The organism is Geodermatophilus sp. DF01-2 (assembly GCF_004571065.1).
GTDB lineage: Bacteria > Actinomycetota > Actinomycetes > Mycobacteriales > Geodermatophilaceae > Geodermatophilus.
The window spans coordinates 1-14,954 of sequence record NZ_SPQN01000053.1 but is presented as its reverse complement, the minus strand read 5'-3'; the positions used below and the strand labels follow the sequence as shown (position 1 = coordinate 14,954).

13 protein-coding genes are annotated in these 14,954 nt (G+C 73.0%); 8 read left to right on the top strand and 5 right to left on the bottom strand.

Annotated features, from left to right (window positions below; genetic code table 11):
* Positions 1–58: 58 nt before the first annotated feature.
* From E4P41_RS14280 to pknB, 4 genes are all read left to right on the top strand, one after another.
* A complete protein-coding gene (locus tag E4P41_RS14280; protein ID WP_209307721.1) occupies positions 59–1,477 on the top strand; it encodes an FtsW/RodA/SpoVE family cell cycle protein in 1,419 nt (472 codons plus the stop codon).
* A complete protein-coding gene (locus E4P41_RS14275) occupies positions 1,474–2,916 on the top strand; it encodes a penicillin-binding protein 2 (RefSeq protein ID WP_135141925.1) in 1,443 nt (480 codons plus the stop codon). Before E4P41_RS14280 ends, E4P41_RS14275 begins: the two co-directional genes overlap by 4 nt.
* Positions 2,916–4,691 (top strand): serine/threonine-protein kinase, encoded by a 1,776-nt coding sequence (locus E4P41_RS14270; protein WP_135141924.1) that lies wholly within the window; start codon positions 2,916–2,918, stop codon positions 4,689–4,691. The genes E4P41_RS14275 and E4P41_RS14270 overlap by 1 nt, the downstream gene beginning before the upstream one ends.
* 127 nt (positions 4,692–4,818) lie before the next feature.
* A complete protein-coding gene (gene pknB / locus E4P41_RS14265; RefSeq protein ID WP_135141923.1) occupies positions 4,819–6,747 on the top strand; it encodes a Stk1 family PASTA domain-containing Ser/Thr kinase in 1,929 nt (642 codons plus the stop codon).
* A 69-nt stretch (positions 6,748–6,816) separates the two neighbouring features.
* Here pknB and E4P41_RS14260 read toward each other — a convergent pair whose 3' ends face one another.
* On the bottom strand, positions 6,817–7,473 hold the full coding sequence (locus E4P41_RS14260) for an aminodeoxychorismate/anthranilate synthase component II (protein ID WP_135141922.1): 657 nt from the start codon (positions 7,471–7,473) through the stop codon (positions 6,817–6,819).
* Positions 7,474–7,604: 131 nt separating this feature from the next.
* Positions 7,605–8,372 (bottom strand): DUF881 domain-containing protein, encoded by a 768-nt coding sequence (locus tag E4P41_RS14255; protein ID WP_135141920.1) that lies wholly within the window; start codon positions 8,370–8,372, stop codon positions 7,605–7,607.
* Positions 8,373–8,440: 68 nt separating this feature from the next.
* On the opposite strand from E4P41_RS14255, the gene crgA reads away from it, so the two are divergent.
* Positions 8,441–8,713 carry a cell division protein CrgA gene (gene crgA, locus E4P41_RS14250; RefSeq protein ID WP_135141918.1) on the top strand — a complete coding sequence of 91 codons (273 nt, stop codon included), beginning with the start codon at positions 8,441–8,443 and terminating at the stop codon, positions 8,711–8,713.
* A 589-nt stretch (positions 8,714–9,302) separates the two neighbouring features.
* Here crgA and E4P41_RS14245 read toward each other — a convergent pair.
* The gene (locus E4P41_RS14245) at positions 9,303–10,466 is read right to left on the bottom strand and encodes a thiolase family protein (protein ID WP_135141917.1); all 1,164 of its coding nucleotides are present in this window, start codon (positions 10,464–10,466) and stop codon (positions 9,303–9,305) included.
* Between the two features lie 97 nt (positions 10,467–10,563).
* On the opposite strand from E4P41_RS14245, the gene E4P41_RS14240 reads away from it, so the two are divergent.
* Positions 10,564–10,971 carry a PH domain-containing protein gene (locus tag E4P41_RS14240; protein ID WP_135141915.1) on the top strand — a complete coding sequence of 136 codons (408 nt, stop codon included), beginning with the start codon at positions 10,564–10,566 and terminating at the stop codon, positions 10,969–10,971.
* A 102-nt stretch (positions 10,972–11,073) separates the two neighbouring features.
* Here the strand turns inward: E4P41_RS14240 and E4P41_RS14235 are convergent, their stop codons facing one another.
* The gene (locus E4P41_RS14235; protein WP_135141913.1) at positions 11,074–11,832 is read right to left on the bottom strand and encodes a rhomboid family intramembrane serine protease; all 759 of its coding nucleotides are present in this window, start codon (positions 11,830–11,832) and stop codon (positions 11,074–11,076) included.
* Between the two features lie 137 nt (positions 11,833–11,969).
* Positions 11,970–12,671, bottom strand: a complete 702-nt coding sequence (locus E4P41_RS14230; RefSeq protein ID WP_348536500.1) for a peptidylprolyl isomerase — start codon at positions 12,669–12,671, stop codon at positions 11,970–11,972.
* Between the two features lie 289 nt (positions 12,672–12,960).
* On the opposite strand from E4P41_RS14230, the gene E4P41_RS14225 reads away from it, so the two are divergent.
* On the top strand, positions 12,961–13,800 hold the full coding sequence (locus tag E4P41_RS14225; RefSeq protein WP_135141911.1) for an IS5 family transposase: 840 nt from the start codon (positions 12,961–12,963) through the stop codon (positions 13,798–13,800).
* Positions 13,801–13,980: 180 nt separating this feature from the next.
* Complete coding sequence (locus E4P41_RS14220; RefSeq protein WP_209307720.1) at positions 13,981–14,604, top strand: hypothetical protein; 624 nt, start codon at positions 13,981–13,983, stop codon at positions 14,602–14,604.
* Positions 14,605–14,954 lie beyond the last annotated feature (350 nt).

The following is a 14,954-nucleotide window of genomic DNA, read 5'->3' as shown; positions in this document are numbered from 1 at the left end:
CGCGCGCCGGCACAGCAGCGCGGCGTGAACGCGTCCGACGAGCGTGCGAGGAGGCCCCGTGAGCGCCGGCCTGTCGACCGACCCCCGCGCCGCCGCGCCGGGGACGACCACACCGCCCAAGCGGCGCGGCACCGAGCTGGCCCTGCTCGCCTTCGCCGTCCTGATCACCCTGGTCGCCCAGGCCATCGTCGACCTGACCGTCACCGGGTCGCTCACCACGGAGCTGGCCACCTTCGGCCTGTGGTTCGCCGCGCTGTGGACGGTGGTGCACCTCGTCGTCCGCCGCTGGGCTCCGTACGCCGACCCGCTGCTGCTGCCGGCGGTCGCGCTGTTGGTCGGCCTGGGGCTGACGATGATCCACCGGCTCGACCTCGCCGACCAGGTCGACGGCGCCGGCGGCCGCGAGAACGCCCCCGCCCAGCTGGTCTGGGCCACGCTTGGCGTCGTCCTGTTCGTCGTCGTCCTCGTGGTGCTGCGCGACCACCGGTTGCTGTCCCGCTTTGCCTACACGCTCGCGCTCGTCGGCCTGGTGCTGCTGGCCATCCCGGCGGTGCTGCCGGCCTCCCTCTCCGAGGTCAACGGCGCCAAGATCTGGATCCGCGTCGCGGGCTTCAGCATCCAGCCGGGCGAGTTCGCCAAGATCTGCCTGACCGTCTTCTTCGCCGCCTACCTGGTCGACAAGCGCGACGTCCTGGCACTGGCCAGCCGCCGCGTCATGGGCCTGGAGCTGCCCCGCGGCCGCGACCTCGGTCCGGTGCTGGTCGCCTGGATGCTCTCGATCCTGGTGCTGGTCTTCGAGCGCGACCTCGGCAGCTCGCTGCTGCTGTTCGGCATCTTCGTGGTGATGCTCTACGTGGCCACCGAGCGGGCCAGCTGGCTGGTCATCGGCCTGGGCCTCTTCGCCGGGGGTGCGCTCATCGCCTACCAGCTGTTCGGCCACGTGCAGCAGCGCGTCGACTCCTGGCTGGACCCCTTCGCGTACTACGAGGGCTCCGGCTTCCAGGTGGCGCAGGCGCTGTTCGGCCTGGGCACCGGAGGGCTGTTCGGCGCCGGGCTGGGCGGGGGCCGCCCCGACACGGTGCCGATCGCCGAGAGCGACTTCATCGCCGCCGCGATCGGCGAGGAGCTGGGCCTGTTCGGCCTGGTCGCGGTGATCATCGTCTACCTCATCCTGGTGGAGCGCGGACTGCGCACCTCGCTGATCGTCCGCGACGCCTTCGGCAAGCTGCTGGCCGCCGGCCTGTCCTTCACGATCGCCTGGCAGGTGTTCGTCGTCCTCGGCGGCGTCACCGGCCTGCTCCCGCTCACCGGGCTGACCACGCCGTTCCTCGCCTACGGCGGCTCGTCGCTGGTGGCCAACTTCGTGCTGGTCGCCGTCCTGGTGCGGATCAGCGACGCCGCCCGCCGTCCGGCCGCTCCGGTCGGCCCGCCGAAGCCGGCGCTCGGTGACGCTCCCACCGAGGTGGTGCAGACGTGAACGCCCCGCTGCGCCGCGTCGCGATCAGCGTGCTGGTCCTCTTCACGCTGCTGATCGTCAACGTGAACGTCATCCAGGTGGTCCGCTCCGAGGAGCTGCGCGCCGACGTCCGCAACACCCGGGTGCTGGCCGAGGAGTACGACCGGGAGCGCGGGTCGATCGTCGTCGGCGGCACCGAGATCGCCAACTCCGTCCCGACCGACGACCGGCTGACCTACCTGCGGCAGTACCCCCTGGGCCCGCTGTACGCGCACACCACCGGCTACTACTCGCTGGTCTACGGCAACGCCCAGATGGAGCGGGCGGCCGACGAGGTGCTCTCCGGCGACGACGCCCGGCTGTTCACCCGGCGCCTGGCCGACCTGTTCACCGGCCGCGACCCCTCCGGGGGCGACGTCGTCCTCACTCTGGACCCGGCGGTCCAGGAGACGGCGATGGCGGCCCTCGAGGACGTCACCGGCGCGGTCGTGGCCCTGGACCCCTCGACCGGGGCGGTGCTGGGCATGGCGAGCACACCGACGTACGACCCCAACCTGCTGTCGAGTCACCAGCCCGAGGAGATCCGCGAGTACTGGGAGCAGCTCGAGTCCCTCGAGGTCGACCCCCGGCTGAACCGGGCCATCGACGCGCGCTACTCACCGGGGTCGATCTTCAAGGTCGTCGTGGCCGCCGCCGCGCTGGCCAGCGGGGAGTACACGCCGGAGACCGTCGTCCCCGCGCCGGAGGAGTTCCCGCTCCCCCAGTCGACACAGACCCTGGAGAACTTCGGCGGGTCGGCGTGCGACCCCAGCGGCGAGCAGAGCCTGATCGAGGCGCTGACCATCTCCTGCAACACCGCGTTCGCCCAGCTCGGGATCGAGCTCGGCGAGGAGCGGATCCGGGAGATGGCCGAGGCGTTCGGCATCGACGGGAACGGCTTCGACATCCCGCTGACCGTGGAGCCCAGCACGATCGGCGAGATCCAGAGCGAGGCCGAGCTGGCGGTCAGCTCGATCGGCCAGCAGGACGTGCAGCTCACCCCGCTCCAGGCAGCGATGATCGCCTCCGCGGTGGCCAACGACGGAACGCTGATGAGCCCCTACCTGGTCGACCAGGTGCGTGCCCCGGACCTGTCGGTCATCGACCAGACCGATCCCGAGGTGCTCAGCGAGCCGGTCTCGGCCGAGGTCGCGAACCAGCTGACCGAGATGATGGTCAGCGTCGTCGAGGACGGCAGCGGCCGCCGCGCCCAGATCCCCGGCATCGAGGTCGCGGGCAAGACCGGGACGGCGGAGAACGCCGGACCCGACCACAACTGGTTCATCGGGTTCGCCCCGGCCGACGACCCCCAGATCGCCGTCGCGGTCTTCGTGGCCAACGGCGGGGGCACGGGTGGCGACATCTCCGCGCCCATCGCCCGTGAGGTCATGCAGGCCTACCTCGAGGGGCAGGGCGGCTGATGGCGCTGTCGACCGGGACGACCCTCGCCGGGCGCTACGAGATCACTGCACCCATCGCGACCGGCGGGATGGGTGAGGTGTGGCGCGCCCGGGACCGTGTCCTCGACCGCGTGGTCGCCGCCAAGGTGCTGCGCAGCGAGTTCACCGGTGACCCGAGCTTCGTGGCCCGCTTCCGCAACGAGGCCCGGCACACCGCGGCGCTCTCGCACCCGAACATCGCCTCGGTCTACGACTACGGGGAGACCGAGGACGAGCGCGGCGCGCAACTGGCGTTCCTCGTCATGGAGCTGGTCGAGGGCAAGCCGCTGGTGACGATCCTCCACGAGGAGGGACGGCTGCCGGTCGACTGGACGCTGCACGTCCTCGGCCAGGCCGCCGACGGGCTCTCCGCCGCCCACCAGGCCGGGGTCGTCCACCGGGACATCAAGCCGGGCAACCTCATCGTGCGCCCCGACGGCGTGGTGAAGTTGACCGACTTCGGCATCGCCCGCGCCCGCGACGCGACACCGCTGACCCGCACCGGGATGGTCGTCGGCACCGCCCAGTACCTCTCCCCCGAGCAGGCGCAGGGCTTCGAGGTCACCGCCGCCTCCGACGTCTACTCCCTGGGCGTCGTCGGCTACGAGTGCCTGACCGGCGTCCGCCCCTTCGACGGAGAGTCCCAGGTCGCCGTCGCCCTGGCACACATCAACCGCCCCCCGCCGCCGCTGCCGGCCGACGTGCCGCCCGCGGTTCGGCTGCTCGTCGAGCGCGCCCTGGCCAAGGACCCGGCCGACCGCTTCCCCGACGGCGCTGCGTTCGCGGCCTCGATCCGGTCGGTGGCCTCCGGCCATGGACCCGCCCCCGCCCACCCGGCGGCCGCGCCGGTCGCGTCGCCCCCGTACCCCCTCGGGTCGTCGACCGCCCGGACCGAGGTCGTCGACGGCGACCTCGCGGACTCCCGAACCCGGGTGCTCGGGGCCGCCTCCGCCGCGGGTGCGGCCGCCACCGGCGCCTGCACCTCCGTGGGCGCCATGCCGCCGCTGCGCCGCCCACCGCAGGACGACGAGGACTGGGGCGCTCCGGCGGACGACGACGACGGCCGGCGGCGCAACCGCTGGGTGTGGCTGGTCGCCGGCCTGCTGGTGCTCGCGCTGCTGGGCAGCGGCATCTGGTCGCTGCTGGGCAGCGGGGAGGACGCCCCGCGCACCGACGCGGAACCCACCACGGCCGCGGCCCCCGTGCCCGAGACCTTCTTCGTGGACTCGGCCCGCTACCTCGGCCGCGACGTCGACGAGGCCGAGGAGGAGCTCCAGGACGCCGGCCTGCAGGTGGTGACCGAGGAGGTGGACGTGACCGGGCTCGGCCGCCCGGTCAGCGAGGACGAGGTCGTGGACGTCACCCCGGCCGACCAGGAGGTGCCGCTGGACGGCACCGTCACGCTCTTCTACGCCCCCGAGGACTTCACCCCGGGCACCGATGAGGACGAGGAGCCGGTGCGGGAGGAGGACGAGGAGGTTCCCGCACAGGAGACCGCCCCGGCGCCGCCCCGGACGACCGCGCCGGCCCCGACCACGACACGCAGCACCGCACCGACGACCGCCAGTACGACCACCACGACCCAGTCACAGCCGACCGAGGACACCGAGACACCCACCCCGGAGCCCGGCACACCCGCGCCGGAGCCGGAGGAGCCCGCGGATCCGGACACTGACGCCGAGCTCCCGGAGGAGCAGGTGCCGGAGCAGCCGGCGGATGCGGCGGACGCGGCGGACGCGGCAGGCCCGACGGAGTGAGCCCGACCGCCCGTGCCGCCCGGGATTGCGGGGCCGCAGGGGTTAGGCTGCCCGCCGGCCCACCCGTCCGCTGCGCTCCGCCGGGCCCCGCCCGGACGCAGGACCGCACCGCCCGAGAGGACCTCCGATGACCACGCCGCAGGTGCTCGGCGAGCGCTACGAGATCGGCGGGGTGCTCGGCCGTGGCGGCATGGCCGAGGTGCACCGTGGCCGCGACCTCCGTCTCGGCCGCGAAGTGGCGGTCAAGGTGCTGCGCAGCGACCTCGCCCGCGACCCCTCCTTCCAGGTGCGCTTCCGCCGCGAGGCGCAGGCCGCGGCGTCGCTGAACCACCCGGCGATCGTCGCCGTGTACGACACCGGCGAGGACCGGACGTCGACCGGCGCGACCCCGTACATCGTCATGGAGTACGTCGAGGGCGAGACGCTGCGCGACGTGCTGCGCCGGGAGGGCGTGCTCTCCCCGGCGCGGGCGATGAGCTTCGCGGCCGACATCTGCGCCGCCCTCGACTTCAGCCACCGCAACGGCATCGTGCACCGCGACGTGAAGCCCGGGAACGTGATGATCACGCCCCAGGGCACGGTCAAGGTCATGGACTTCGGCATCGCGCGGGCGGTGTCGGACTCGGCCGCCACGATGACCTCCACGGCCGCGGTGATAGGGACCGCGCAGTACCTCTCCCCCGAGCAGGCCCGCGGCGAGAGCGTCGACGCCCGCTCCGACGTCTACTCGGTCGGCTGCCTGCTCTACGAGCTCGTGACCGGTGCCCCGCCGTTCACCGGCGACTCCCCCGTCTCGGTGGCCTACCAGCACGTGCGGGAGGACCCGCGACTGCCGTCGTCGGTGAACCCCGTCATCCCGCCGGACCTCGACGCGATCCTGCTCAAGGCACTGAGCAAGAACCCGGCGAACCGGTACCAGTCGGCCGCCGAGATGCGCAACGACCTGATGCGGGCGCTCGCCGGCCAGCGGGTCGAGGCCACGCCGGTGATGGGGGACGCCGAGAAGACCGCGATCATCGCCGCCCCGCCCGGCAGGTACGGCGGCGGGGGCTGGAACGACGAGGACGACGCCGCCCGCACGCGCCGGCGCAACCGGATCATCGCTGCCGTGGTCGCGGGCGTGCTGCTCCTCGGCGGGATCATCGCGCTGGCGCTGACGCTGGGTGGCGGCGAGGAGGCGCCGCAGGACCCGGCTGTCGCCCAGGTGGAGGTGCCTCAGCTCGTCGGCCAGCAGCAGGAGGCGGCCGAGGCGCTGCTCGCCGACGTGGGCCTGGAACTCGGTGACGTGGCCACGCAGGTCACCGAGGACGAGACCGAGGTCGGCACCGTCCTGGACAGCACCCCGGCCAGCGGCGCCCAGGTCGACGAGGGCACCGCCGTGGCGCTGACCGTCGGTGTCGAGCCGGACACGGTCGAGGTGCCGGCCGTCGTCGGCCTGGACGCCGACCGCGCCGAGACCACGCTGGAGAACGCCGGCTTCGAGAGCGTGACGACCGAGGAGGTCGACTCGCTCCGGCCCGGGGGCACGGTCACCGGCGTCGAACCCGGCGAGGGGGAGTCGGTGGACCCGAGCACCACGATCACCCTCCAGGTCTCCGACGGCGACGCCGAGGTGCCCGACGTCGTCGGTCAGCAGCAGGCGGCGGCCACCCAGGCGCTGCGGGACGCGGGCTTCGCCGTCGTCGTCCCCGAGGAGGTCGCGTCCGACCAGCCCGAGGGCACCGTCATCGCGACCGACCCGGCCGGGGGCGCGCAGGCGACGGCCGACGAGCAGATAACCCTGCAGGTCTCCAGCGGCCCGGCCGAGCCCGAGACGGTCGCCGTCCCGGACGTGGTCGACCAGCCCCTGGCGGCGGCGCAGCAACAGCTCCAGGCGGCCGGCTTCGCCGTGACCGTCCGGGAGGTCCCGGCCAGCGACCCCGGCGACGTCGACGTGGTCCTCTCCACCAACCCGGCGGCGGGCACGCAGGCCGCCCCGGGCAGCACGGTCACCGTGACCGTCGGCGTGGCACCCACGACGCCTCCCCCGGACGGCGGCGCCCCTCCGACGAACTGACGGCCGCACGACGGACGCGGGGCCCTCCCCCCACACCGGGGAAGCGCCCTGCGTCCGCCCTGGGGCGGTTCAGGCGGTCGTGGCGACCGTGGTGAGCCGGTGGGCCGCCGCGGTGGCCGCCTCCAGGGCAACCGGGTCGGGAGCCAGGCCGCAGGTCTCCAGCCAGGTGGCGAGCATCCGGTGGCCGCCCTCGGTGAGCACCGACTCGGGGTGGAACTGCACGCCCTCGATGGGCAGCTCGCGGTGCCGCAGCGCCATCACGATGCCCGACGGCGTCGTCCCGGTGACCTCTAGCTCGTCGGGCACGGTGGCGCGGTGCACGGCGAGGGAGTGGTAGCGCGTGGCGGTGAACGGCGACGGCAGCCCGGCGAGCACGCCGGCGCCGTCGTGCACCACCTGGCTGGTCTTGCCGTGCAGGAGCTCCGGCGCGCGCACCACCTCGGCGCCGAACGCCTCGCCGATCGCCTGGTGACCCAGGCACACGCCCAGGACCGGCGTGCCGGCCTCCGCGGCCGCCCGAACCATCGGGACCGTCACCCCGGCGGCGGCCGGCGTGCCCGGTCCGGGGGAGAGCAGCACTCCGGCGACGTCGAGGTCGGGCAGCTCGTCGACGGTGACGGCGTCGTTGCGCCGGACGACGCACCGCACGCCCAGCTGGCCCAGGTACTGGACCAGGTTGTAGACGAAGCTGTCGAAGTTGTCGACGACGAGGACGGGGCGGCTCACGGTCCTTGTGTACCAAAAGGACCCCGTGCCCCCGTCCGGCCCCTCGAAGGACCCCCTCTTCCCCACCCCTCGCACGCTCGCGGCGGAACCCGGGAGGGGGCCGAGGACAGTCCTTCTACCTGCACGGGGCCTCAGCCGTCAGTGGCTGTGGCGTGCTCCATGTCGAGCGGGCCGTCGTAGGCGGGCAGTGTGAGCTCCGTCTGCTCCTGGACGGCGAAACCCAGCCCGTAGTCCTCCACCGCCTGCTGGAACACCTGCACCTGCGGCGACGCGGCCAGCTGGGCGCGGACCGCATCGGCGTCCCCGATCGCGGTGACGACGAACGGCGGCGAGTACGTGCGGCCCTGCAGCAGCAGCACGTTCCCGACGCAGCGGACGGCGCTGGTCGCCAGCAGCCGCTGGTCCATGATCGCCACCGCGTCGGCGCCGGACGCCCACACAGCGTTGACCACGGCCTGCACGTCGGACTGGTGGATGACGACGTCGTCCGGCCGGGCGCCGATCGGCAGCGAACCGTCCGGCCGACGGGGGGCGTCGTCCAGGGTGATCACCACTCCCGGCCCGGTGAGGGCCACCAGGCCGGCCGAGAGTGTCCCGGCCCCCGCGGCTTCCTGAGCGGCCGCCACGTCGCCGTAGCGGGACGCCGCCTGGTCGGTGAGGGCCTGCACCTGGGCCTGCAGCGTCGCCAGCTGCTCCTGCTGCCGGGCGACGACGTCCTCGCGGGCGGGGATGAGCACGGAGAGCTCGGTGGCCTCGCCGCCGCGCAGGTCCGTCCCCTGGGCCGTCTGGCCGGACGTGGCGAACAGCAGCCCCGCCGCCAGGGCCACCACCGGCACCAGGGCGGCCCATGCGGTACCCCCACGGGCCGCCCGGGAGGTCAGGCTGCGGACTCCGGCCACGATCACAGCTTAGGCTGGAGGCGGTCACGGCCGGCCGCGACGGACCGGCCCCGGAGGGAGTTCGCACGGTGCCCAAGTCCAAGGTGCGCAAGAAGTCGGTCTACACGCCGCCGCAGGGCACCCTGCAGTCCGGGACGACGAGCCCGCGGGCCGCGCAGCCCAGCCCGCGCTGGTATGCCCCGCTCATGGTCGCCCTCATGCTGCTGGGGCTGCTGTGGATCGTCGTGTTCTACGTCGCCGGGGACCGGATCCCGTTCATGTCCGCGCTGAACGCCTGGAACTTCGCCATCGGCTTCGGCCTCATGGTGGCCGGCCTCATCATGTCGATGCGCTGGCGTTGACGGAGGACTTTCTCCCGAGCCCTTCGTCGAAGAACCTCCTCCTCCCACCCTCCGCAGGCTCGGGGCCGGCGCCCTGGAGGAGGCCGACGCCAGGTGAGGGCCGCGCCCGGGAGGGGACCGGTACCGCCACGTGACGAGGCCCTCGTCCCCACCCGGGGCGGGGGCCGCTCGCTCGTGACGACCCGTGCACGCACAGTGTTGTGCACAGGCGGTGCTGTGCACAGCCGGACCCGAGTGTCCACAGGTCGACAAAGCGGGATTCCCCCAGAGTTGTCCACCGTGTGTGGAGAACGCATGTTCGACGGCGAGCGCCTGACCTGCAGATTCACTCCGGTTGGGACAGATGTGACGAGAAGGGCACCGGAGTAACTACAGGCCTGTGACTCCGTCCCCAGTTGTGCACACAGCTGTGGACGAATCGACATGGCGCCAGCGGCCGGGACAACGGCTCCCGCCCCCGCTACCCGCTCCGCGGACCTGCGACACGCGGGCTGACCACGCCGGACACCCGGTCGTCAGCGCCGTCGCCAGGACGCCGACGGCCCCCGGTCCGCCTGGGGACCGGGGGCCGTCGGGTGGGGACCGTGGACTACGACCGGACGAGCTCCAGGACGGTCGCGTTCGCCATCCCACCGCCCTCGCACATCGTCTGCAGGCCGTAGCGGGTACCGGTGGCCAGCATGGTGTGGACGAGCGTGGTCATGATGCGTGCCCCCGAGCCGCCCAGCGGGTGGCCCAGCGCGATGGCGCCGCCACGGGGGTTGACCCGGTCGAGGTCGGCGCCCGTCTCGACCTGCCAGGCCAGCGGAACCGGTGCGAAGGCCTCGTTGACCTCGAACACGCCGATGTCGTCGACCGACAGGCCCGAGCGCTGCAGCACCTTGTGCGTCGCCGGGATGGGCGCGGTCAGCATGATGATCGGGTCGTCGCCGGCCATGACCGTGGTGTGGATGCGCACCAGCGGGCGCAGGCCGAGTTCGCGGGCCTTCTCGGAGGTGGTGACCAGCAGCGCGGCCGACCCGTCGGAGATCTGGCTGGCGTTGCCCGCGCTGATGACGCCGTCGGCCTTGAACGGGGTCTTCAGCGAGCCGAGCTTCTCCAGGGTGCCGCCGGGGCGGATGCCTTCGTCGGCGCTGACCACGGTGCCGTCGGGCGTCGTGACCGGGGCGATCTCCTCGTCGAAGGCGCCGTCGGCCTGGGCCTTGGCTGCCTTCTCGTGCGAGGCGAGGGAGAACTCGTCGAGCTGGGTGCGGGAGAAGCCCCAGCGCTCGGCGATCATCTCGGCGCCCACGCCCTGGTTGGGAAAGACCCCGTCGTAGCGCTCCAGGAAGCGCGGCCCGAGCGGCCGGCCGGCGCCGGCGGCCTCGCTGCTCGCCGAGCCCATCGGCACCCGGCTCATCGACTCCACCCCACCGGCGACCACGACGTCGGCCTGGCCGCTGACCACCGCCGCGGCGGCGAAGGCGACCGCCTGCTGCGAGGACCCGCACTGCCGGTCGATCGTGGTCCCGGGCACCGACTCCGGCCAGCCCGCGGCCAGCACGGCGTTGCGGCCGATGCAGAAGGTCTGCTCGCCGACCTGGCTCACGCACCCCCAGAAGACGTCGTCGACCACGACCGGGTCGATGCCGGTCCGCGCGGCCAGGGCCTCGAGCACGGAGGCGGACAGGTCGACGGCGTGCACGCCGGACAACCCCCCGCCTCGCTTGCCCACCGGGGTGCGCACCGCGGCGCAGATGACGGCATCTCGCATGACCACTCCTCGTCGACGTGGGCGGTGTCACGCCCCTGCCGCGATGGTAGGACGTCCACGCATCCGGGCCGAGTGGCCGCCTGGGAAGCTGGGCGACGTGGAGTGGTCGGCACGCTCGGCGGAGACGGCGGTCCTGGCTCTCCTGGGGGCCGTGCTGGCCGTGGTCGCGGTGCTGCTCGACCCGCTGGGCCGGGTGCTCGTCGGCGGGGCCGCCGTCCTGCTGCTGGCCCTGGCGGCCCGTGACCGGCTGCTGCGACCGCGGCTGGCAGCCGGGCCGGCCGGGGCCGTCGTCCGTCGGCTGACCGGCACCACCGAGCTGCCGTGGGCACGGCTGCGGGTGCAGGTGCGGGAGAGCCGGCGCTGGGGGGTGCGCTCCCGGCTGCTGGAGCTGGACACCGCGACCGGACCGGACGACGACGGCGTGCTGGTGCTGCTCGGGCGCCGGGACCTGGGCGCCGACCCGGGCGAGGTCGCCCGGGCACTGCGTGCGCTGCGGCCCGGCTGAGCGGCCCCGCCCGGAGCCCTGACGGCCCCCTTGCAGGGTCCCGCGCGAGCCTGCGAGTGGCGGGGGGCAAGGGGGTCCTTCTCGGGGTCCTCTCGGGGTTCGCTAACCGAGGACGACGACCGTCGGCACGGTGAGCGCGATGACCACAAGCGCCGCGGTCAGCAGCATGAGGCCCAGCACCTGCACCTCCGTCCGCCGCCGGGCCAGGACGACCAGTCCCGTGGCGACGAAGCCGGCCACCAGGCCACCCAGGTGGCCCAGCAGCGAGACGCCGGGCAGGAAGCTGATGAACACGTTGATCGCCAGCAGGGTGAGCAGGCCCCGGAGGTCCTCGCGGCGGGCGAGCATCATCACGGCGAGCCCGCCGAGCAGGCCGTAGATGGCCGCGGACGCGCCGGCGACCGGGCGCCCCGGCTCCCCGAACAGCTGCAACGCGGCCGCGCCGCCGAGCAGGGAGATCACGTAGACGGCGAGGTAGCGCCAGCGGCCGAGCTGGCGTTCGAGCTCGGAGCCGAAGATCAGCAGCGCCAGCATGTTGAGCACCAGGTGCAGCGGTCCGATGTGCAGGAACGCCGCGGTGAGCAGCCGCCAGTCCTCCCCCAGCTGGACCAGGACGGGGATCTGGGCGAACCGGGCGAACAGCGGCGAGAACTGGTTGTCCAGCGGATTCGCGCCCGCCAGGCCGGCGGAGACCGCGGTCACCACGAACACGACCACGTTGAGCACGATCAGGCTGATCGTCACGGCCCCGAAGCGCCGGCCGGCCCGCCGCAGCAGCGGCGCCTGGCGGGGCCGGCGCACGCTCGCCCGGCCCTCGCGGACGCACTCCGGGCACTGGAACCCCACGGAGGCGGGGGTCATGCACTCCGGGCAGATCGGCCGGCCGCACCGCGCACAGGAGATGCCGGTGGGCCGGTCCGGGTGCCGGTAGCAGGTCGTCCTCGGGGACGCCGGCTGGGGCCGGCCGGGGCCGGCGCCCCCGTCGTCCGGGCTGGTGGTCAGCTGCGCTGCACCTCGACCGACTGCAGGACGACGTCCTCCACGGGACGGTCGCCACGACCGGTCTGCACCTTGGCGATGCGGTCGACGACGTCGCGACCGGCCTGGTCGGCCACCTCACCGAAGATCGTGTGCTTGCCGGTGAGCCAGGTGGTCGGCGCGACGGTGATGAAGAACTGGGAGCCGTTGGTGCCCGGGCCGGCGTTGGCCATGGCCAGCAGGTAGGGCTTGGTGAAGGCGAGGTCCGGGTGGATTTCGTCGCCGAACTGGTAGCCGGGGCCGCCGATGCCCTGCCCGAGGGGGTCGCCCCCCTGGATCATGAAACCGTCGATGATCCGGTGGAAGACGGTGCCGTCGTAGAGGCGGTCGGTGCTCTTCGCGCGGGTCTGCGGGTGGGTCCACTCGCGGCGGCCCTCGGCCAGGTCGGCGAAGTTCGCGACCGTCTTGGGGGCATGGTCGGGGAACAGGTCGACGGTGATGTCGCCGTGGTTGGTGTGCAGGACGGCGCGCCGTGCAGGCTGGGTCTGTTCGGTCACGACGTCCACTCTCCCACTGGTCCGCACCCCGCGAGGCACGGGGAGCAGCGTCTGCTCGTCGCGCCGGGCGCTCGCCGGCCCGTCGCGCAGCTCGGCGCCGTCGGTGTGCCCGTGGGCGTCCACCGCGAGTCCGAGGACCCCGTCCTCTTCGCCGGTGGCCTGCACGGTGCAGTCCCGGTCGCCGGGGTCGTCCGACGGTCCAGGATCTTCCGTGCCGTGGCTCGCCCGGCCGCTGGGCCGGCGGAGGTCGCGGCGTCCAGGGTCGGAGGTCCCGGCCTCGAAGGCCGGAGGCTCCAGACGGAGGGTGGAGACGAGGGGGATCGAACCCCTAAGAGCGTCCGCCAGTAGGCGCTTGACCAAGATCGACGACGTGGGGTGCGGCGTGGCGCCGACATGAAAGCAGGCACGAGTCCAACGATCAGGAGTTCTCACGCTCTGTGATCGGAGGGGTCTCGTGCCTGCCGTCCCATCATGCATCCTTGACCCGCTGCGCGAGGAGTTCCTCGCCCTGTTGCCGGCGCGTGTCGATGACCATCCGCTGGGCTGTCACCGACCCCGGATCGACGACGCGGTGGTGTTCGACAAGCTGGTCGAGGCGCTGGTCTTCGGCGCCGGCTACGAGCGGATCGCCGACGCCACCTGCTCGGCGACCACGATGCGCCGACGCCGGGACGAATGGATCCGGCTGGGATTGTTCGACCGGCTGCGACTGGCCTGCCTGGACGCCTACGACACGATGATCGGCCTGGACCTGGCCGACCTGGCCGTGGACGGCTGCACCACCAAGGCCCCGTGCGGCGGCGACTGCGCCGGCCGCAGCCCGGTCGACCGCGGCAAGGGCGGCATGAAGCGCTCCCAGCTGTCCGACGGCGCCGGCATCCCGATGGCCACGGTGTCCGCGCCGGCCAACACCGTCGACCACGCCCTGCTGGGCCAGACCCTGGACGCGCTCAAGGACTTCTCGCCCCTACCTGCCGATCCGACGGTGCACCTGGACGCCGGCTATGACTACCGGCCCTGCCGGGAAGCACTCCACGAGCGGGGCCTGCTCGGCCAGATCGCGCACCGCGGTGAACCGGCTCCCATCCAGGTCGGCAAGCGGTGGGTGGTGGAGCGGACCAACTCCTGGCTCAACGACTTCGGCAGGCTGCGTCGCTGTACCGAACGCCGCCAGGTCTGCGTTGACGCCTACCTTGCGCTGGCCGCCGCCATCGTCACTGTCCGTGCATTGTGCCGGGCCGCCTGGCGCCTCTACCGCTGGGCCACCCGGCCAAGATCACCACGCATCCGCTGACCTACTGGCGGGGGCTCTAACCCCCGCCTTGCAAAATCGACCGAGAGGTGGTTTGGCAGAGTGGGCTGTGACTGAAAACCTGTCCTGACCTGGGCTTTCGTTGTTGACACTTATCAGACGCGGTTGGCCGTTTTCGGGCGTTTTGCGGACTATCTGCGGACCGTGTGCGGACTGGCGCCGGTGGCCGTGTCACTCGGCGACCTCGCCCCCCACGGCAACGTCCACGACGGGTCCGCGAGGATCTGCTTCGGTGAAACCACAGTGATCGGCGCCAGCGGGGCGCACGTGTTCGTCGACGAGTCCAAGCGACGCGGCTATCTGCTGGCCGCCGTCGCCGTGCCGGCCGACGACCTCCATACCGTGCGGAAGGTGCTGCGGGACCTGGTCCTCCCCGGACAGCGCCGGCTGCACATGAAGGACGAGAGCGACCCGCGACGGCGAGCTATCGCCTCGGCCATCGTCCGCTTCGGCGCGCGGGCCATCGTCTACGACGCCGCCCGTCGTTACCGCACTGACCGTGACCGCCGAGAAGCATGCCTCCGGCTGCTGGTCGACGACGCCGCAGCGCGCGGCGTCCACGCTCTCGTGCTGGAGCAAGACGACAGCTTGGTGGTCTCCGACCGCCGAATCCTCTACCGCGCTGCCCGGCACGCCGGGTGTGCCGAGACGCTGCGCTACGACCATCGCCGAGCCGGCACCGAGCAGCTGCTCGCGTTGCCGGACGCCGTCGCGTGGTGCTGGGCTAGAGGCGGGGACTGGCGGCGCCGCATCGGCCCTGCCGTCATCGACGTACGCCAGGCATGATCCTGGGGGCCGGAAAAGCGCGAAGCCCGAGCGCCACGGTCGTCCGGCCGGGTCTCGGGCTCACTTCCGCACAGCTATTGCCGTGGGCACCACCAACTATAGGACGTGAGCGGACACCCTGTCACGCCCGCAAGTCTGGCCCTCCGTACTGGGCTGCTGATCGAGCCTGTCGCAGAGACCTGTGGTGAGGCCGGGCGACCGAAGGCGCGGCGTGCTCGGCCCAGGGTGCTGGAGGCCGGTGGTCGGGCGCTCGCGGGCCGGTTGCCTGACCGGGAACGGTGGCTGCGCCGCGGCGCCGGGTGGCGCGGCCACCGGCGTGGCCACGGTCAGGCGGTGGCGAGCCGGTGGGC